16 protein-coding genes and 3 pseudogenes are annotated in these 18,122 nt (G+C 33.3%); 16 read left to right on the top strand and 3 right to left on the bottom strand.

Annotated elements, in window-relative coordinates; translation table 11 throughout:
- Positions 1–29 precede the first annotated feature (29 nt).
- The 5 genes from Y7E_RS35060 (at position 30) to Y7E_RS0115630 (ending at position 5,513) form a co-directional block, all read left to right on the top strand.
- On the top strand, positions 30–362 hold the full coding sequence (locus Y7E_RS35060) for a hypothetical protein (RefSeq protein WP_026049232.1): 333 nt from the start codon (positions 30–32) through the stop codon (positions 360–362).
- Between the two features lie 512 nt (positions 363–874).
- Entirely contained in the window at positions 875–2,224 is a 1,350-nt protein-coding gene (brnQ, locus tag Y7E_RS0115645; protein WP_017152214.1) for a branched-chain amino acid transport system II carrier protein, read from the top strand.
- Positions 2,225–2,421: 197 nt separating this feature from the next.
- Positions 2,422–2,841: a VOC family protein gene (locus tag Y7E_RS0115640; protein WP_017152213.1), complete on the top strand. Its 420-nt coding sequence runs from the start codon at positions 2,422–2,424 to the stop codon at positions 2,839–2,841.
- A 331-nt stretch (positions 2,842–3,172) separates the two neighbouring features.
- Entirely contained in the window at positions 3,173–4,822 is a 1,650-nt protein-coding gene (locus Y7E_RS0115635) for a copper resistance protein CopC (RefSeq protein WP_087957961.1), read from the top strand.
- Between the two features lie 55 nt (positions 4,823–4,877).
- The gene (locus tag Y7E_RS0115630; protein WP_017152211.1) at positions 4,878–5,513 is read left to right on the top strand and encodes a YcnI family copper-binding membrane protein; all 636 of its coding nucleotides are present in this window, start codon (positions 4,878–4,880) and stop codon (positions 5,511–5,513) included.
- A gap of 47 nt (positions 5,514–5,560) precedes the next feature.
- On the opposite strand, the gene Y7E_RS0115625 is transcribed toward Y7E_RS0115630, so the two are convergent.
- Complete coding sequence (locus tag Y7E_RS0115625) at positions 5,561–6,472, bottom strand: DMT family transporter (protein ID WP_017152210.1); 912 nt, start codon at positions 6,470–6,472, stop codon at positions 5,561–5,563.
- 98 nt (positions 6,473–6,570) lie between these two features.
- Here Y7E_RS0115625 and Y7E_RS0115620 point away from each other — a divergent pair, with 98 nt between their 5' ends.
- The 8 genes and pseudogenes from Y7E_RS0115620 to Y7E_RS29965 all read left to right on the top strand — a co-directional run.
- On the top strand, positions 6,571–7,443 hold the full coding sequence (locus tag Y7E_RS0115620; RefSeq protein WP_017152209.1) for a LysR family transcriptional regulator: 873 nt from the start codon (positions 6,571–6,573) through the stop codon (positions 7,441–7,443).
- 120 nt (positions 7,444–7,563) lie between these two features.
- A complete protein-coding gene (locus Y7E_RS0115615; RefSeq protein WP_017152208.1) occupies positions 7,564–7,995 on the top strand; it encodes an Rrf2 family transcriptional regulator in 432 nt (143 codons plus the stop codon).
- 115 nt (positions 7,996–8,110) lie between these two features.
- Entirely contained in the window at positions 8,111–8,761 is a 651-nt protein-coding gene (locus Y7E_RS0115610) for a DsbA family oxidoreductase (RefSeq protein ID WP_017152207.1), read from the top strand.
- A gap of 75 nt (positions 8,762–8,836) precedes the next feature.
- Complete coding sequence (locus tag Y7E_RS0115605; protein ID WP_017152206.1) at positions 8,837–9,439, top strand: nitroreductase family protein; 603 nt, start codon at positions 8,837–8,839, stop codon at positions 9,437–9,439.
- A gap of 170 nt (positions 9,440–9,609) precedes the next feature.
- A complete protein-coding gene (locus Y7E_RS34780; protein WP_017152205.1) occupies positions 9,610–9,741 on the top strand; it encodes a hypothetical protein in 132 nt (43 codons plus the stop codon).
- 414 nt (positions 9,742–10,155) lie between these two features.
- The gene (locus Y7E_RS0115595; protein WP_017152204.1) at positions 10,156–11,190 is read left to right on the top strand and encodes an AI-2E family transporter; all 1,035 of its coding nucleotides are present in this window, start codon (positions 10,156–10,158) and stop codon (positions 11,188–11,190) included.
- Positions 11,191–11,370: 180 nt separating this feature from the next.
- Positions 11,371–11,505: pseudogene (locus Y7E_RS34775) on the top strand (S-layer homology domain-containing protein); the annotation flags it as partial.
- Between the two features lie 78 nt (positions 11,506–11,583).
- Positions 11,584–12,396 (top strand): annotated as a pseudogene (locus Y7E_RS29965) (transglutaminase-like domain-containing protein); the annotation flags it as partial.
- Between the two features lie 95 nt (positions 12,397–12,491).
- On the opposite strand, the gene Y7E_RS0115575 reads toward Y7E_RS29965, so the two are convergent.
- Entirely contained in the window at positions 12,492–13,436 is a 945-nt protein-coding gene (locus tag Y7E_RS0115575; protein ID WP_026049228.1) for an L-lactate dehydrogenase, read from the bottom strand.
- A 254-nt stretch (positions 13,437–13,690) separates the two neighbouring features.
- Between Y7E_RS0115575 and Y7E_RS0115570 the strand changes: the two genes are divergently transcribed.
- Positions 13,691–15,133 carry a flavin monoamine oxidase family protein gene (locus tag Y7E_RS0115570; protein ID WP_026049227.1) on the top strand — a complete coding sequence of 481 codons (1,443 nt, stop codon included), beginning with the start codon at positions 13,691–13,693 and terminating at the stop codon, positions 15,131–15,133.
- Positions 15,134–15,412: 279 nt separating this feature from the next.
- On the top strand, positions 15,413–16,339 hold the full coding sequence (locus Y7E_RS0115565; protein ID WP_017152200.1) for a CobW family GTP-binding protein: 927 nt from the start codon (positions 15,413–15,415) through the stop codon (positions 16,337–16,339).
- A gap of 88 nt (positions 16,340–16,427) precedes the next feature.
- Here Y7E_RS0115565 and Y7E_RS29960 read toward each other — a convergent pair.
- Positions 16,428–16,676 (bottom strand): annotated as a pseudogene (locus tag Y7E_RS29960) (SDR family oxidoreductase); the annotation flags it as partial.
- A 166-nt stretch (positions 16,677–16,842) separates the two neighbouring features.
- Between Y7E_RS29960 and Y7E_RS0115555 the strand changes: the two are divergent.
- Entirely contained in the window at positions 16,843–18,066 is a 1,224-nt protein-coding gene (locus tag Y7E_RS0115555) for a serine hydrolase domain-containing protein (RefSeq protein WP_017152198.1), read from the top strand.
- Positions 18,067–18,122 lie beyond the last annotated feature (56 nt).

The following is an 18,122-nucleotide window of genomic DNA, read 5'->3' as shown; positions in this document are numbered from 1 at the left end:
GGCCGCTGACAGGTGAAGTTCTTTTCATTATGGCAATTGGATTACCAGTATATTTTTATTACCAAGCTAAAAATAAATGGCATGATTTTAAAAATCAGTTCTGTTCTGGGATTTGGTTGATTGCATATTTATTATGTATGATAACGATATCATATTGTGGAAGTAATAAATTTGGTGGACATAATTTTATTCCATATGGTTGGGATTTACTTCTAATTACTGCATTGGCACTATTCTTTTATTATTGGGGAGTGCGAAGTGGACGATATACAAAATATATGAAAGAAGCTGAAAAAGTGAATGGAGTTTTATTACATGAAGAAGGCAAGAATAGATATACGTCTACAAGTAAAGTAGTTTAGTATAACTTTGTAATGAGTAGAAAACTTGTTAACATTATAGTGAAAATAAAAAAATGAAATTTATGTGTAAGAGGTTCGGGTAAAATGGACCTCTTTTTAAGTTGCTTTTTATACGGTGCGGATTCATTATTTTAGATGAATTATTAGGTTTATTCAAATAGTAATGAATTATAGCTACAATCAGAAAAAATATGGTTAGTGTTTTAAATTCTTTTTTATGGGAATACAGAAAAACATGTAAGAGGGAAGGGTATTGCATATAAAGATGAATAATATGAAGACGTTAATAAAGATTTTAGATAACTTTCAACGATGCTTTAAATCTGTAATATTTTTTCGGTTTTTTATGATGAAAATAAATTTAATTAAAAAATTCAAAAAATAGTATTGAAATAAATTATTCTTAAGACTATAATAAGTAAAGAATAATTTATTTGTAAATTAAATATTCAGAATCTTCAATTAGTTAAAATTGGAAATGAGATAATTATTTTTGTAGTGGAGGTAATATCATGACGAATAAAGTACCGTTCTCGTTCATAGTCGTTATAGGGTTAATGTTATTTGCTCTATTCTTTGGGGCAGGAAATTTAATTTTCCCAGCGATGCTTGGTCAATCAGCTGGAACTAATATTTGGTCAGCAAATGCAGGGTTTTTAGTAACCGGAGTTGGGCTACCATTACTTGGCGTATTAGCATTTGGAATTTCAGGTAAAGAAGATTTACAATCATTAGCAAGTCGTGTTCACCCTGTTTTTGGAATTGTGTTTACAACAACTTTGTATTTAGCAATTGGTCCTTTATTTGCTATACCGAGAACGGGTAATGTTTCTTTTGAGATTGGGGTTAAACCTTTCTTATCAGAAAATGTTGGTTCTCTGCCTTTAATTATTTTTACAATTATATTCTTTAGCATTACTTGTTTTTTTTCGCTCAATCCTGCGAAAATTGTCGATATTGTTGGAAAAATCTTAACGCCAATTAAATTAACGTTCATTGGAATTCTAGTAATCGTTGCTTTCATTCATCCAATAGGGGATATGCAAGCACCTGTTGAGACGTATACATCTAACGCGTTTTTTAAAGGTTTTCAAGAAGGATACTTAACAATGGATACGCTTGCATCTTTCGTATTTGGCATTATAATCATTAATGCAATTAAAGAAAAAGGTGCGAAAACGAAAAAGCAAATTATGGTTGTTTGTGCAAAAGCAACTATCATTGCTGCATCCGTTTTAGCGATTATTTATACAGCACTTTCTTATATGGGAGCTTCAAGTGTAGCAAAGCTTGGGCATTTAGAAAATGGTGGAGAAGTGTTAGCGAAGGTTTCAAATTATTATTTCGGATCATATGGAGGGATACTATTAGGGTTAATGATTACAGTAGCTTGTTTAACAACTAGTGTTGGGCTTGTATCAGCATGTTCTTCATTTTTCCATAAGTTGTTCCCGAAGGTTCCATATAAAGCAATTGCAATTATGTTATGTGTATTTAGTGCCATTGTTGCAAATGTAGGTTTAACGCAATTAATCGCAGTTTCTGTTCCTGTATTAACAGCGATTTATCCACTAGCAATCGTGTTGATTTTCTTAACATTCTTCCACTCATTATTTAAAGGAAGGGCTGAAGTTTATCAAGTGAGTTTGATTATAACGTTTATCATCAGTTTATTCGATGGGTTAAATGCAGCTGGAGTAAACATCCAAGTAGTAAATCAGTTATTCACGAAGTTTCTTCCGATGCATGAAGTAGGTTTAGGATGGATCTTCCCGGCTATTATTGGTGGATTTATCGGATATGGTATTAGTGTTTTAAAAACAAAAAATCAAATCCATTCTACAGCTAAAGTAAATAAGTAATGATATTGTATTAAAAAAGTTATAGAATTTCTTTCTATAACTTTTTTTGTTACTATTTAAATGATATGAAAGTATTTTTGAAAGAAAGTAATATAATTTTATTTGAATATAAAATTGAACTGTAAAATGTATTTTGTAATATGATGATTACATATCTTTCATATAAGAGAAATAAATATGAAACTAGGAGAAATGAAATGAATAAAAAAATGGATCATATCGGTATTGCGGTTCGTGATATAGATAGTACCATAAGCTTTTACGAAAAGGTTTTACAAGGAACTTTAATAGATCGTTATGTAAGTGAGGCACCGGGTGTTGAAAGTGAAGTAGCTATTCTTGAAATGAATGGAGATAGAATTGAGTTACTTGCACCGACTAATAATACGACTTCACCAATAGCAAGATTTATAAAGCAAAAAGGGAAAGGTGTTCATCATATCGCTTATCGCGTAGATGATTTAGATCAAGCTTTAGAAGAGTTAAAAAGACAAGGAATTCGAACGTTAGAGCATACTCTTCGTATAAATAAGCATGGTAGAAGACTTATTTACCTTAACCCAGCGGATACAGAAGGTACAATTATTGAGTATTGTGATTACCCGGAAGAAAAATAAAGGGATTTTAATCGTGAGCAAAGGTGTTACGTATTAACGTAGCACTTTTTTGAATTAGATATTGTGTTATATATAAGAGGATTTCACATTTTCTTCACAAATGATTCACGATATCTTTTCTTCTTGAGAAACTTATATAAATATATTTTATGTTATAATAATAATTGACTTTAAAAATATAAGTTGTATTTTAGTTAGTAGTTACTAATATATTGTAAGTTAAAAGGTGAGGGATAGATAGAGTGTAATGTTATATAGTTTCTAATACTTAATGAGGTTAAGTTATTAACTTGGGAATAAAATGAAGTACGGAGAAAGAAGTGAAATAAGTATGAGAGTGGTAAAAAAACTGGGGGCATGGATCTTAGTAGCGTGCGTGTTAATAATATTGATACCAAAAAACGCTTCTGCTCATGCGTATGTTGTGAAATCAAACCCTACTGAAAATGAAACGCTGAAAAAAGCACCTTCTGTTGTGAAAATTGAGTTCGATGAGGAGATACAAGTTTCGCATTTTAATACATTGTTCGTAAGGGATGCTTCAGGTAAAAGGGTAGATTTAAAAGATGCTCATATTGATAAAAGAAATAAAAAGTTATTAGAAGCTGGTTTAAAAGAGAACATAAAAAATGGTCTGTATTCTATTCAGTGGAAAGCTATTTCAGCCGATGGGCATCCAATTCAAGGAGTTATTCCATTCCGTATTGGATCAGCAGGAGAGGGAACAGATGACATACAAGTAGAAGAGATGGGTTATGTTCCGCAAATAGATATGATTATGGAACGCGGAATTTTATATACAAGTCTTTCCTTATTTATAGGTGTTCTATTTTTTAATCTTATCATTTATAAAGAGAATGCAATTCAAGTTCAATCAAGAAGTAAGAAATTAATATGGTTAACCTTATTTGGTATATTCATTAGTTTACTATTCAATCTACCATTGCAAGCGAAAATTAACGCTGATGTTTCATGGTTGGAAGCCTTCCACCCTTTATTATTAAAAGAAACATTACGGTTATCTGTTTTTGGATATGTATGGATGACTCAAATTGGCCTTATTAGTACGCTCATTATTGTTACATACTTTGCTTTGAAACGTGAAAAGTTCTCATCTTTTAAAGTATGGACAATTCCGATTTTGTTGTTTATTGGTTTACTCATAATGAAAGCCATAAATAGTCATGCATATGGTTTAAAGTATAAAGAAATTGCTGTAACTATGGATTTTTTACATTTACTTGCAGCTTCGCTATGGATTGGAGGACTAGCGGCAATCGTTCTTCTTTTACCTAAAGATCATGAGAATGGGAAATGGACGATGTATTGGGATGCCATTAAACGTTTTTCACCATGGGCAATATGCGCGGTGATTATTATTTTTGTAACTGGTCTCTTTAATAGTACATTCTTTATTCCAACAGTCCATTCATTATTTGATACAAGTTATGGATTAGCATTGTTAACGAAAGTCATTTTATTTATTAGTATGGGGATATTGGGACTTATTCATCATGTAAAGGGAAGGATGAGAGGGCAGAAAAGATTGGGTGCTACGGTGAAAATCGAGTTTGGCGTAGGGATCGCTATTTTTATAGTAGTAGCCTTTTTAACGAATGTACAAACGCCACCAATGCCGCCGACGGGACCTTTTACAGAAAGTCAGAAACTCGATAATGGATATGAGCTTACTTTACATGTAAGTCCAAATAAGGTAGGAATGAATACATTTCGTATTGATTTAAAGGATATAAATGGTCAGCCTGTTACCAACATGGAGCAAATCGTACTGACAACAAAATCTTTAGATATGGATATGGGAAAAGGTACGTTTAGAGTTTCTTCAGTTTCACCAGGATCGTATCAAGCAGAAGGACTGTATATTAACATGACAGGTAAGTGGAATATACATGTCCATGGATTAACGAAAGATCTTGATAACTTTGATACGGATTTTCAATTTATGGTAGGTGGACGATAAAATAAAGCGTCTAAAACCAGCTACTTATAGAGAGTCAAAAAGGAGTCGTAAGAAAATGAAACGTATAAAAAAATTTGGAACAACAATGATAGCAACAGTAATTGCAATGGGACTTTTCTCGTTACCTGTTAGTGCACATGTAACGGTGAAACCAGCTACTTCTGGAATTAGCTCTTGGGAAACGTATACAATAAAAGTGCCTGTTGAAAAGGATATAGCAACAACGAAAGTTACCCTTAAAATACCAGCGGGAGTCGAGTTCCAGCAGTATGAACCTGTACCGGGATGGAAAGTTAATGAACAAAAAGATACATCTGGGAAAGTTAAATCTGTTATATGGGAAGCGACTGGAGAAGGGATTTTACCTGGTCAATTCCAACAATTTACTTTTGTTGCGAAAAACCCAGATAAAGAACAAAAAGTAGTTTGGGATGCATATCAACAGTATAAGGATGGAGATATTGTAGAATGGACAGGTGATGAGAAAGCGGATAAACCGCATAAACCGCATTCACTTACTACAATTACAAAAGGTACAACACTAACAGGGGAACATGGAGAGTCAAAAGCATCGGATGTGAAAGAGAAAGAAAATGCAAGCCTGCAAACAATAGCTATTATTTTATCCATGCTTTCTATTATAGTATCATTCGGTACATGTATCTTTGTATTACGTCGTAAAAAGCGGTAAAAAGAAAGAGCCTATGAGATGGTAGGCTCTTTCTTTTTTATTTTTGATTAGCACCTTTTAGGTTCAACCGATTGTTTCATCATGAGTGATTTAGGTTTTATATTCACAAAGCAAATACTTACGACAATAAATAAAAGGCCGACAAATAAGCTAATTGTGATTGCTTCATGTAGAAAGATAGAACTTACAATAATTGCAATAAGGGGAATGAGAAATGTATAGGCACCAACCTTACTCGTTTCTCCAGCTCCGACAAGTGTAAAGTAAGCTAGCCAGCCCATTGCAATCACAAAGATTGAAATGAATAATAGTACGATTACAAATGGTATGCTCCAAGCAATACTGGACCAGTTTTCAAACCCTGAACCAAATCCAATTAAGCAAAATCCTCCAATAATAAGTTGAAGTGTGACCATCCAAATTGCATTTACACGGTTTCCAGTCTTTTTAATGAATACTGTACCAAGGGCCCATCCAATTGCACATCCTAAAGCAAGTAAGATGCCGATGACAGAAATATGTCCGGTTAAGCTGCTAGAACTAATAACAGCAACGCCTGTAAATCCAAGGATAAGACCAAAAATTTTCAAGCCATACATTGCTTCTTCAAGCCAAATCCAAGAGAAAATTCCAAGTAAGACAGGCTGAAGAAATACAATAGCGGAAAAGAGTCCAGCGGGCATATATTGAAGTCCGACAGTTTGTAGTCCGTAAAATAAAATAATGTTGAGTAAAGCAGAAATAAAATATAAATGCCAAGTTTCTTTTAGATTTAGTTGTTTGTATTTCGGTAATGCAAATATAAGTAGAATAAATCCTCCTATTACTGTTCTGATCCCTGCAAATAATACGGGTGGTGTATAATGCAAAGCAAATTTAGATAAAGGCCAATTAATCCCCCACATAAGAACGAGAAATGAAAGGAGTAAGGCCGTTTTTGTTCGTGAAAGCTGTGTCATAATAATCCCCTCCTTGTTGTATTCCATTTCACTATGATATGATATTGAACATGATAAATAAAATGAATCTTTTTTATAAGGAGTATAAGTAATTAGTTATGACGATTACACAACTTCAAGTTTTTGTAAAAGTAGTTGAACTGGGAAGCTTTACGAAAGCAGCTCGAATCTTGAATATGACACAACCAGCTGTCAGCCATGCTATTTCTAGCGTGGAATCGGAATTAGATGTGAAACTTATTATACGTGATAAAAGAAAAGGTTTAATTCTTACTGATGTAGGAAATCGTATTTTGGTTCATTTTAGAGAAATTTTAAATGGCGTTGAGAAAGTAGAACAAGAAGTAGCGATGGAGAAAGGACATGAAGTTGGTACAATTCGAATCGGAAGTTTTCCAAGTGCATCGGCGTATTTCTTGCCTAAAATGATCAATATCTTTCGTGAGAAATATCCGAATTTAGAGCTGGTTCTCCATGAAGGAACACTGAAAGAAGTGGAAGAATGGCTATTATCACGTGTAATTGATGTAGGAATTGTGATTTTGCCAAATAAAGAAATGGAGATCGTACCTTTAACGAAGGGAAAGATGGTTGTTGTTCTAAGAGATGATCATCCTTTGTGTAAGAAAACGACGATTACAATAAAAGACTTAGAAGATGAACCAATCATTATTTGTAAAGGTGGCTATGAGCCGCCAATTATAGAAATGTTTAACCAAGCTTCAGTACCGCTTTGTATTGAATATGTTGTGTCTACTGTGACGACATCTTTGAATATGATACAAGAGGGATTGGGTTTAGCTATATTAGCTGAATTATCTTTATCAGATATACCTCCGAATGTTCAGACAAGAGAATTAGAACCACAAGTGTGGAGAGAAATTGCTTTAGCTGTTCCTTCATTAAAGGAAGCTTCGCTGGCTGTTCAACTATTTATTGAAGAATTTCAAGCTTTGTTTGCAGAATCGTAAAAGGTATCTCATTTGTGAGATGCCTTTTTATTGCTATCACGTATTTAAAAAAGTTTTTTAGAAAGGCTTGACTTATTTATCTGTTGTAACTATAATGATTACATCAAGGTGGTGATTATGATGAAAATTAGTAGCCGCTTTTCTATCGCTGTTCATATTTTATCTGTTTTGAAAAATAATCCATCATCTATTTGCACTTCAGAATTTATGGCTGAAAGTGTAAATACAAATCCGGTTGTGATTCGAAAAATAATGTCTTACTTAAAACAGGCCAAGTTTGTTTATGTGAATCGAGGCCTAGGTGGAGCAGGATTATTAAAGGATTTAAATGAAATCACATTATTAGATGTGTATCATGCAGTGAATGTGGTTGAAGAAGATAAGTTGTTTCACATTCACGAACAACCTAATCCGGATTGCCCGATTGGAGCGAATATTCAAGCAGTTTTAGAGGTTATTTTAGTTCAGGCACAATCTGCAATGGAAGAGGTTTTGAGAAGTATTACTATGGGGCAGTTATTTGAATCTTTACAACATAAAATGAATGCTTGAAATAAGTATTGAGGAATGCAAATCTCTATAAAAAAGAGAATGCATATTTTTTTCTCAGTGATGTAACTAATTTGATTACAACGTTTAATAATAAAAGAAAGTAAGGTGCAATAATATGACTGTAAAAATGAAAGTGTACTCTGATTTTATTTGTCCATTTTGTTTCTTAGCAAAAGGTCCATTGGATGAAGTAGCTAAGGAGAAAGATGTAGAAATTGAATGGATGCCATTTGAATTACGTCCAAGTCCATATTCAAAAATTGATCCTTGGCAGGAGCCGGATAAATTAGGATCATGGGATTCCTTCATTCTTCCTACTGCAAAAAAATTAGGAGTTGAGATGCGTCTACCACGTGTTTCTCCTCATCCATATACGCATTTGGCGTTTGAGGGATATCAATTTGCAAAGGAACATGGCTTGGAGAATGCTTTTCATCATCGAGTGTTCACAGCATTTTTCCAGGAAGAACAAAATATTGAAGAGATAGACGTACTAACAAAATTAGCAGGTGAAGTGGGGCTTCCTGAAGCTGAATTTAAAGAAGCTTTAGTAACTCGTAAATATAAAGAACAACACCAAAAAGCAATTCAACATGCATACGATGAAGCAAATATTATGGCCGTTCCAACTGTAATGATTGGAGAAGAAGTAATTCAAGGTCTTGCTAGTAAAGAAATGTTAGAAAGAGTAATTGATAAAGAAATACAAAAGGAAAAAACAAATTCATTTGATGGAATGCAATGTACGACTGACGGATATTGCTAAGCCAAATCTTTCATTAAAGAATCAAATCTATTTGTTTAAATAAATTATACAACTTATATACTTGGAGGAATTAACATGTCAGTAACTACAACAAACTTAAAAGAAGCAATTGTGAACCGTCGTTCAATTCGTAAAGTAACAAAAAATGCTACGATTACAAAAGAAAGAATCAATGAAGTTTTAAAAACAGCTTTACATGCACCAACATCTTTTAATATGCAAAGTGGTCGTATGGTTGTATTAATGGATGCAGAGCATGAAAAGTTTTGGGATATCGTAAAAGAAATGCTTAGAGCTCGCGTGCCAGCAGAAAACTTTGAAGCAACAGTAGAAAGACTTAAAGGTTTCCGCGAAGGAGTAGGAACAGTATTATTCTTTGAAAATCAAGCGACAGTAAAACAAATGCAAGAAAATGCACCATTATATAAAGAACAGTTCCCATTCTGGTCTCATCAAGGAAATGCAATGCTACAACATACTGTATGGATGCTATTATCTGCAGAAGGAATCGGAGCATCATTACAACACTATAATCCAATTGTAGATGCTGAAGTGAAAGAAACTTGGAATATCCCAGCAGAGTGGAGCTTAGTAGGACAAATGCCATTTGGTGAGCCAAATGAACAACCAGGTGAAAGAACGTTCTTACCTATTGAAGATGTAGTGAAATTTTATTAATACGGAAAATATATGTAGTAGAAAAAGAAGCTATTTGCCAAATAGCTTCTTTTTTCATGCAATGATTTTAGCAGTTAGGATTTAACGAGTATGAATTCTTAGTTTAGGGAAGAAATATAACAAATAATATGTACTCGACTTAGTGGAATTTTATAAAAGGATGTGTCGTGATGAATAAAGAGAAGAAATATACTGTTGTAGGTACTGATATTGATGAAGTGAAACGCTTAAATAAAAATTCAGGGTTAACGTATAATCAAGTAAAGGAATTACTAGCGAAGCAAGTCGATAAGGGGAAATAGGGAATCTCCCAAAATCTAGAAAAAGGGTAGTGATGCTTTATATTTGTGTGTACAAATATAAAGAGGGATTATACGATTTAGAAAGAACACAATGTATATAAAGAAAAGTGTAATTTGCACTCTCTCGCTACGGATTATATGAAGTGGGAGAGTGCTTACATATAAATAAAGATAAATGATAGAATACATAAGATTGTGAATGGAGAGTTTTAGAGAATTATAATAATATGTGAAGTGAGAGTTGTTTGAGAATTTTATAATACAGATGGAAAATGAGACTTTTCAAAGTTAAAAGAAAGATTGAAGAGTTTTATTCATAAGATGTTTTAAATAGAGTGTTTTATTATTTAAGAATTGATAGAACTATTCATGATGAACAGGATAAAGAAACTGGAAGGGGGAGGTTTGAAATAAATGATGCAAATGAAAAATTTCTTTCAAAGTAGAGGGTTTCAGCGGCTTCTTGTATTAGTCATTTTGGCTCTTATACTATACGGGCTAAAAAGTATGATTAATTTAATATTAATTACCTTTATCCTTACGTTTTTAATGGATCGGTTTCAAAGGTTTATTTCTGAAAAGATTAATCGTTTTGTACGGATAAATAGGAAAGTGATTATCGCTTTTTTATACATTGTTTTAGTAGCGTTTATTATTACTACCTTATATAAATATTTACCTGTATTAACAATACAAATTTCACAATTGATTCACCAATTTAAGCTGTTTTTTAAAAATCCTCCTGATAATGAAATGATCAGATATGTGCTTGCTGCAATTAATCAGATGGAAGTATCGAAGTATATTGAACAAGGTGTGGATGTGATTTATCAATCGTTAGCGAATATCGGAAAGGTAAGTTTCCAAATTTTCCTTTCTCTTATTTTAAGTTTATTTTTCTTGTTAGAAAAAGAGCGTATTATTGCTTTTACTTCTAAATGTAGGGATAGTAAACTTAGTATTTTTTATGAGGAAATTGCATACTTTGGTCAGAAATTTGTCCGTTCATTTGGAAAAGTTATTGAGGCACAGTTTTTAATCGCAGTTGTAAACTGTATTCTTTCTGTCATTGCCCTTGTATTTCTAGGATTCCCGCAGCTACTTGTATTAGCAGTTATGATTTTTCTGCTCGGTCTTATTCCTGTTGCAGGTGTTATTATTTCACTATTTCCACTTTGTATCATCGCTTATAACATTGGTGGGATTGCGTATGTCGTATACATATTAATTTTCATTACAGTTATTCATGCGATTGAAAGCTATTTATTAAATCCGAAATTTATGTCTGCAAAAACGAATTTGCCAATTTTTTATACATTTATGGTTCTTATATTTTCGGAGCATTTTTTAGGGATATGGGGCCTTATTATTGGGATTCCGATTTTTATCTTTTTACTTGATGTGCTTGAGGTGAATAATGAAGAAGAGGATCGTATCCATAATAAATAGCAATGAATTAGAGATTTCTTCAGAGAATGATATAAGTATGCTTATTCTCTAAGTCGATTTTATCAAGTAAGAACCCTACAAGAAGTTAGAAAGAAGCTGTCATAAAGGTTCGACTGGTGAAAGATAATGATTAGAGGAGGATGAGAATCTCCTCTAATCAAGAATGCTTTCAAAGTTCCTGTGCTTAATGAGCATACCTTCAATGATGTGCCAAAAACATCTTGGGCAAAGGGAGCTATTAGTGCAGTGCAGTCAAATGGCATTGCATCAGGAACCAGTGATGGGAAATTTGAACCAAATAAGACAGTAACTCGTGAACAATACGCACAGTTTTTATATAATGCATTGGAGTATAAGAAACGTCTTAACGAGAATGTGTTGCCTGATGAGAAAAATTCTAGTGATACAAATTTATTAAAAGGGTTTCAGCAAGAATTAAAGCAGCATATTGATAATCGAGAAGAAAACATTACAATTACATATAAAACAAATCATAATAATCTTCAAGAAGTTATGGATACGCTTGTTAAAGAATACGGTAAGACAGTAGATTCAGATGAATATTTAAAACATAATGTAGCAAGTACAAAGTATTCAATACGTGGTATACCTGGAAACTATGTATTCACATTGAATATTACATATCGTGAATCAAAAGAACAAACGCAATATGTAAAGGAACAGGAAATGGAGAACCGCATGCTTGGAATTTAGTGAAAATTGAAAGGAAATGGTATCATCTTGATACAATGTTTGATGACCCTGTTCCCGATAAACAAGGGCGAGTTATGTACTCTTACTTAAACATGTCAGATGAACAATTAAGTAAAGATCAACAATTGGACCGTAGTGCATTCCCGAAAGCAGTAACAAATTACTATGGTGAATTATAAAATAAAGGCAGGTAGTCCGAAAGCTTTGGTATATCAACAAATGTTACACGATACAAACCTTCTTTATTTATCTGCTCAATATGGAGCGGAAAACTACAATGAATTTAAAGGGAAATTGCAGCAGCAATTTGCATCAAAACCAACGAAAGTTGAAATTCGTTATAGGCAGTCTATGAATGGAGCAATTCAAGATATTAAGAAAGCATTAAATGAAATCTCTTGGCCTATAGGTGCAAAACAAGTATCTTATCAAGCAGCACCTTATAGCGCACAAGTTGGATATTCATTGGTGACAATTACATTTACGTACTAAAGCAGGAAAAAAGGGTGTCCTAAAAGGGCGATTTCATCAATCTTTTAGGACACCCTTATAAAAACATAAATTTTTTAATGAAAGAGCAATTCTCTTTAAAGGACAGGGGCCATTGTTTCCTTCAGTACTTGTACCGAATGATCAAATTTTAATTCTTCTTCTTCACTTAATTCAACTTCTAAAATCTCACGAATTCCTTGTCGGTTAATAACTGCAGGAACGCCAATATATACATCCTTTTGCCCATATTGTCCATCAAGATAAGCAGATACGGTTAGTACACTATTTTCATTATTTAAAATGGCTTTTGTTACACGTAATAGCGACATGCCAATTCCATAGTACGTAGCACCTTTTCGTTCGATAATATGATAAGCAGCGTCACGGACATTTACAAAGATGTCGTCTAAATCTTTTTGGTTGTGCTGATGGTCTTTTTCAAGGATTGTTTGTAGTTTTTGAATTCCAATGGATACGTGACTCCAAACTGGAAGCTCAGTATCACCATGCTCACCAATGATGTAGGCATGAATGTTGTGAGGACCAATATTGAAATATTCTCCTAGCATGTATCGGAAGCGAGCAGAATCAAGCGTTGTACCAGAACCAATGACACGTTCTTTTGGTAATCCAGATTCTTTCCAAGTTACGTATGTTAAAATATCGACTGGATTTGTCGCGATTAAGAAAATGCCATCAAATCCACTATCCATAATACTGCGAACAATTTGTTTAAAGATTTTAGCATTTTTTTCAACTAAGTCTAAACGAGTTTCACCTGGTTTTTGTGGTAAGCCTGCTGTAATTACAACAAGGTCTGCGTCTTTACAATCTTCATAGCTACCTTTCCAAACTCTTGTCGGTGCTGGAGCAAAGGGAACCGCATGACTCAAATCCATTGCTTCTCCCTCTGCTTTCGCTTCATTTACGTCAACAAGAACGAACTCTTCTGCAACACCTTGGTTAATCATACAGTAGGCATAGCTACATCCTACAGCTCCTGTTCCGACTAATACAACACGATCGATACCTTTTTTCATCTGAAAATTCCTCGCCATTTCATAAATTTTTTGATCTTGCTTTTTCAATTCAATCATATGTAAGAAAATATATAGGTCTTACTTCGACAGATTCAAAACTAGTTTATTACATTTCATAAAAGATATTCAAGTATTTGAAAATTCATCCATTATAATCTTTTTAAAACATGAAGAATTAAACATAGGCATCTTTTTCATTGAATATAATGCAATGAAATCCTTTTGAAGAGGAGAAAATTAGGATGCCTCATAATATGAATAACAAATTAACGACGGAACAAATGCTACGAATCATTAAAGAAGGACTTTCTAAGTCGCAAGCCCCTAAAAATATTATTATTGTGGGGGCTGGATTAGCGGGATTAGTTAGTGCCTCGCTTTTAAAGGATGCTGGTCATAAAGTTAAAATTCTTGAAGCGAATAACAGAATAGGAGGAAGAGTACTTACGCTGCGGGCTCCTTTCAGTAAGGGACTATATTTTAATGCAGGACCAATGCGTATCCCTGATGTACAGACTTTAACTTTAGGATATATAAATAAATTTCGTTTGCCAATGAACGAATTTATAAATCGAACTCCTATGGATATCATTTATACAAATGGTATTCGAACACGCCTTCATACATTTGAACAAAATCCGAGTGTTTTACATTATCCAGTTAGACTAGAGGAAAAAGGGAAAACCGCGGAAGACTTAATGAATTTAGCACTACAGCCGATTATTGATTTCATTAAGAAAGACCCAGATAAAAATTGGACTATTGTAGAAAAACAATATAGAAGATATTCATTAGGTACTTTCTTAAGTTGTTATTTTTCAGATGGGGCAATTGATATGATTGGTGTACTTCTTGATATGGAAGCTTTTATGGGAATATCTTTAATCGAAGTATTGCGAGAAATGATTTTTTTTACATCTACCACGAAGTTTTATGAGATTACAGGTGGGATGGATGCATTACCCAAAGCATTTTTACCACAGTTAAAGGAAAATATATTTTTAAATTACAAAATGACTAAAATAATACAATACGATAACAGTGTTGCGATCCAGACAAATCACGAGCAAACTTTAGAACAGTTTATGGCGATAGGAGATCTTGCGATTATAACAATCCCATTTTCTGCTTTGCGTTTTGTAGAAATTGAACCGTATCATTCTTTTTCTTATTACAAACGAAGAGCGATTCGTGAGCTTAACTATATGGCTTCAACAAAAATTGCAATTGAATTTAAAAGTCGATTTTGGGAAAAGGCGGGGCAATATGGCGGAAAATCGATAACGGACTTACCAATTCGATTTACATATTATCCGAGCCGAGGGATCCATACAGCGGGAGTAGCTGTACTGTTAGCAAGTTATACATGGGCAGATGAAGCATTAACGTGGGACAGTCTGTCTAATGAAGAACGTATTCGCTATGCATTAAGAAATTTAGCGAGAATTTACGGAAATCAAGTTTATGCTGAATTTGTAACAGGTACATCGTTTAGCTGGGGGCAAAATCCTTATTCTTGTGGAGCATTTACTGCTTTTGAATCAGGGCAAGAACTGGAACTATTCCCTTATATGCCGACACCTGAAGGGAGAATACATTTTGCAGGTGAGCATACAACACTCACTCATGGTTGGATGCAAGGAGCAATTGAATCTGGAATACGGGTTGCATATGAAGTAAATGACTTACCCAAATGAATATATCAAATGTTCATAAGTAGGGGTCTAAATTATATAAATATGAATTAGACCCTTAATCGTGACTTGTATTTTAAAGCATTAATTGAAATAGATTATCATTTTTTATTTACAAATGAAAAAGATTTTAATAGAATAGATTTCATAAATCGTAATGATTACTGTTTGGGGAGGGTTGTTATGGAATCCTCTTTTCTTAGTTGTAAAAAGTAAGAAAAACAATAATAATGAAATAAGAAATGATAAAAAGTAGTTAAAACGAAATGGATGGTTGGTCATATGAGTAAAGTAGAAATTCACATATTAGGTGGCTTTTTAGGTAGCGGGAAATCAACACTGCTACAAAATTTATTATTAGCAGAAAAAAAGAAAAATCGAAAAGTTGCTGTTTTAATGAATGAAATAGGAGAATACTCGGTAGATACAGATATTATAGGGAAAGAGAATGTTTTAAGAGAACTTCTCAAAGGTTGTATTTGTTGTACGTTGAAAGATGAACTTGAGATTCAGTTACATTCTTTATATCAACAAGAAAGACCGGATGTAATTTATATAGAAACAACGGGAGTTGCTCATCCAATTGAAGTGTTGGATGCATGCTTATCACCTATTTTAGCTCCGTTTCTTGAAGTGAAGTCAATTGTTGTTGTATTAGATGCAATGAGATGGTTAAATCGTGATACATTAAGTAAAAATGTTCAACAACTTCTAAATGAACAAATCAAATACGGAAGCCATATTCTTATTAATAAATCAGACTTGCTAAAAGATGAGGAAAAGAAACAGATTTTAGAAGAAGTAGCAGCGATAAATAAATATGCAAAATTGTATGAAACACAGTATTGCAATATATCTTTAGAAGATATAGAAGGCGTGAAATTAGAAGGTAATGAAGAACATAAAACGTTACATGTGAAACAGCATTTACATATACAAACGATGACATATCAATTTGCAAAGTCAATCGATCAAGATCAACTATACGAATGGCTTTCCAATTTGCCACAGGAGATTTATCGAGTTAAGGGATTTGTGAAATTTCATGGAGATAAATATCCGCACCTATTACAATACTCATTTGGTGTACCCATTTTATTGGAGCAGGACTTTGGGTTCCCAACAAATCTTGTGATGATTGGTGAGAATTTAGATAAGAAACAATTGGCAGAAGGATTAGATGGTTTAGAGAGTAACTCAATTTCATAATTTGTGTTGATATAGAAAAGCAGCGTAGAATTATAGATTCTACGCTGCTTTTGCATGTGTGAAAATGATAGTGATTGGAAAGTTAATATTATTTAAAGGAAGCGTAACCTTCATCTGCAATAACAACACTCCCGTTAATTGTACTTGCTTCCTCCAATGAAATAAGATGAATAGTATCTGCGATTTGCTCAGGTTGAGTTAATTTATTTCCCATTACTTTTGCTTTCATTGCATCAATTAACCTTAAATCTTTATAGCCTTGAATAATGGGTGTATCAATGGCATCCAGTGCTAATGCAATCACGTGAATACCGTATTAAGCCAATTCTAAAGCAGCTAAGAGCTTTGTGAATAGATTCATACATGAACTGTAAATGGCACTGTATATTTTGTATTTTTGAAGTTAATCATAATCACATTGGAATGAATTTTTTGGAGATCTTTCCTTGCTGTTCATAATTAACGATATCGGGTTGAATATGTTTTAATTCAAGGAGAATAAGATGAATAAGAAATATAGTTTTACAAGAACTATTAGTGTTCCGGCTTCAATAGCTGTTAGTTTAAACGATTTACTGATTGTAAGGAATAGGAAGACCACAGATAAGAAGGGTTTTATGGATTTTTTTACACTATTCGATAAGAAAAACACAATTGAAAATTTCCGCAATCTTTATAAAATATATCCAGCTCAAAAGGTGAAACGTAAAGGAGCTATTTCTCAATTTGATTATGATTTGAAGGATATGAATGTTACGTATAGCTATAATGGGAAGCAATCAACTCTTGATGAGTTTCTTAAAAATACGATCACAACGGGTTTTATCATCATGAAAGATCATAAAGTTGTAAATGAACAATACTTTCATGGAAATACATGTGAATCACTTAATACATCATGGTCTCTCGCAAAATCTTTTTTATCAGCTTTAGTAGGTATAGCGATTGATGAAGGGCACATCAAATCAGTGCAAGATTTAATCATCACTTATTTGCCAGAGTTAAGGGACTCGGGATATAAGAATGTTTCTATTAAGGAATGTCTACAGATGTGTTCTGGCATTTATTTCAATGAAGATTATCATAATTTTTCATCAGATTTTTATATGCTAATGCAGGCATCATTGATTACAAGTAAGGGTGTGAATAATTATATAAACCGATTTAAGTATAAAGAATTTTCTGGGAAATTTTCTTATAAAAGTATAGATACACAAGTGTTAGGGATGCTGGTTGCGAAAGCAACTGGACGGAATTTAGCACAATATTTACAAGAGAAAATATGGGAACCGCTTGGAATGGAGTCACATGCATTTTGGAATATAGGTAGTGATGGGAGCACGATACCTTATTCTTTCTTGAATGCTACGTTGAGAGATTTTGCTAGATTTGGATTGCTCTACTTACATAATGGAAATTGGAAGAGGAAACAGATTATTTCACAAGAGTGGATTCGAGAATCAACCATACCTGAAAGACATAATCTACTGAAAGATAATCAATCTCATTTCACTGATAACTATCAGTATCAATGGTGGACTCCTGGACCAGATTATATAGTCGGAGAATTTCTTGCTATAGGAATTTGGGGTCAGAATATTTATATAAACCAACCAGAAAACCTTGTTATTGTGAGAACAAGTGCTGATCCTAGTTTTGAAAAACATCACTACGAAATGTATGCCATTTATCGTGCAATAGTAGACTTTTTACGTAAAGTGTCTTAAGAGTAGTGCGATTGGTGGAAAAGACTAACTCACTTTGGAAGTTAGTCTTTTTTTGT

The organism is Bacillus bingmayongensis, assembly GCF_000299035.1.
Taxonomy (GTDB): domain Bacteria; phylum Bacillota; class Bacilli; order Bacillales; family Bacillaceae_G; genus Bacillus_A; species Bacillus_A bingmayongensis.
The sequence above is the reverse complement of the archived record's forward strand: the minus strand, read 5'-3'. Positions and strand labels throughout refer to the sequence as shown.

Coding starts and splice junctions, on each gene's coding strand:
- Y7E_RS35060 (WP_026049232.1), top strand. CDS start 30: ATGGCAATTGGATTACCAGTATATTTTTATTACCAAGCTAAAAATAAA.
- brnQ (WP_017152214.1), top strand. CDS start 875: ATGACGAATAAAGTACCGTTCTCGTTCATAGTCGTTATAGGGTTAATG.
- Y7E_RS0115640 (WP_017152213.1), top strand. CDS start 2,422: ATGAATAAAAAAATGGATCATATCGGTATTGCGGTTCGTGATATAGAT.
- Y7E_RS0115635 (WP_087957961.1), top strand. CDS start 3,173: ATGAGAGTGGTAAAAAAACTGGGGGCATGGATCTTAGTAGCGTGCGTG.
- Y7E_RS0115630 (WP_017152211.1), top strand. CDS start 4,878: ATGAAACGTATAAAAAAATTTGGAACAACAATGATAGCAACAGTAATT.
- Y7E_RS0115625 (WP_017152210.1), bottom strand. CDS start 6,472: ATGACACAGCTTTCACGAACAAAAACGGCCTTACTCCTTTCATTTCTC.
- Y7E_RS0115620 (WP_017152209.1), top strand. CDS start 6,571: ATGACGATTACACAACTTCAAGTTTTTGTAAAAGTAGTTGAACTGGGA.
- Y7E_RS0115615 (WP_017152208.1), top strand. CDS start 7,564: ATGAAAATTAGTAGCCGCTTTTCTATCGCTGTTCATATTTTATCTGTT.
- Y7E_RS0115610 (WP_017152207.1), top strand. CDS start 8,111: ATGACTGTAAAAATGAAAGTGTACTCTGATTTTATTTGTCCATTTTGT.
- Y7E_RS0115605 (WP_017152206.1), top strand. CDS start 8,837: ATGTCAGTAACTACAACAAACTTAAAAGAAGCAATTGTGAACCGTCGT.
- Y7E_RS34780 (WP_017152205.1), top strand. CDS start 9,610: ATGAATAAAGAGAAGAAATATACTGTTGTAGGTACTGATATTGATGAA.
- Y7E_RS0115595 (WP_017152204.1), top strand. CDS start 10,156: ATGATGCAAATGAAAAATTTCTTTCAAAGTAGAGGGTTTCAGCGGCTT.
- Y7E_RS0115575 (WP_026049228.1), bottom strand. CDS start 13,436: ATGAAAAAAGGTATCGATCGTGTTGTATTAGTCGGAACAGGAGCTGTA.
- Y7E_RS0115570 (WP_026049227.1), top strand. CDS start 13,691: ATGAATAACAAATTAACGACGGAACAAATGCTACGAATCATTAAAGAA.
- Y7E_RS0115565 (WP_017152200.1), top strand. CDS start 15,413: ATGAGTAAAGTAGAAATTCACATATTAGGTGGCTTTTTAGGTAGCGGG.
- Y7E_RS0115555 (WP_017152198.1), top strand. CDS start 16,843: ATGAATAAGAAATATAGTTTTACAAGAACTATTAGTGTTCCGGCTTCA.